At 43.6% G+C, this 1,189-nt stretch carries 1 protein-coding gene; it reads right to left on the bottom strand.

Translation table 11 applies throughout. The features are described 5' to 3' along the window. Positions 1-12: 12 nt before the first annotated feature. Positions 13-1,188, bottom strand: a complete 1,176-nt coding sequence (tuf, locus tag ACFIQE_RS10575) for an elongation factor Tu (protein WP_012755022.1) — start codon at positions 1,186-1,188, stop codon at positions 13-15. Position 1,189 lies beyond the last annotated feature (1 nt).

Here is a 1,189-nt window from a genome sequence, read left to right as displayed (position 1 = left end):
AACAAGCATTATTTATTCAATGATCTTAGAGACGATACCGGCACCAACAGTACGACCACCTTCACGAATAGCAAAACGAAGTTTCTCTTCCATCGCTATCGGAACGATCAACGAAACATCCATCGCAACATTGTCACCTGGCATAACCATTTCCGTTCCTTCTGGAAGCGTAACAATACCTGTAACATCCGTCGTACGGAAGTAAAACTGAGGACGATAATTCGTGAAAAATGGTGTATGACGTCCACCTTCATCCTTTGTCAAAATGTAAGCTTCTGCTTTAAACCGTGTATGAGGTGTAACGGATCCTGGCTTTGCCAATACTTGACCACGCTCAATCCCTTCACGGTCAACACCACGTAGCAGAGCCCCTATATTATCACCCGCTTGACCTTGATCCAAAAGCTTGCGGAACATTTCAACGCCTGTAACCGTCGTCTTAGACGTTGGACGAATACCGATAATCTCGATTTCCTCTCCAACTTTAATAACACCACGCTCAACACGACCCGTAACAACAGTTCCACGACCCGAAATCGAAAAAACATCTTCTATCGGCATCAAAAATGGTTGATCAACAGGACGTTCAGGGGTTGGGATATAATTATCAACTTCACTCATTAAAAGACGAACAGCATCTTCACCAATGCTTTTATCCTTATCCTCAAGAGCTGCCAACGCAGAACCCTTAACAATTGGTATATCATCGCCTGGGAAATCATATTTGGATAAAAGTTCCCGAACCTCAAGCTCTACAAGCTCCAAAAGTTCTGCATCATCAACCTGATCAACTTTATTAAGAAAAACAACAATTGCTGGAACACCAACCTGACGTGCAAGCAAAATATGCTCACGTGTCTGAGGCATTGGGCCATCAGCTGCTGAAACAACCAAAATAGCACCATCCATCTGTGCTGCCCCTGTGATCATGTTTTTCACATAATCAGCATGTCCTGGACAATCAACGTGCGCATAGTGACGATTTTCCGTTTCATACTCAACGTGTGCTGTAGAAATAGTAATTCCACGTGCCCGTTCCTCTGGCGCAGCGTCAATTTGGTCATAAGCTTTAAATTCACCAAAATATTTCGTAATCGCTGCTGTCAACGAGGTCTTCCCATGATCAACGTGACCAATCGTACCAATATTAACATGCGGTTTTGTTCGTTCAAACTTGCTCTTCGCCATT

The sequence above is a fragment of the Bartonella sp. AA1HLJMS genome (assembly GCF_042197445.1).
Taxonomy (GTDB): domain Bacteria; phylum Pseudomonadota; class Alphaproteobacteria; order Rhizobiales; family Rhizobiaceae; genus Bartonella.
Note: the sequence above shows the minus strand (reverse complement) of the source record. Positions and strands in the feature narration are given on the sequence as shown.

Excerpts from the sequence above, each read along its gene's own strand:
- tuf (WP_012755022.1), bottom strand. The coding sequence starts at position 1,188 with ATGGCGAAGAGCAAGTTTGAACGAACAAAACCGCATGTTAATATTGGT.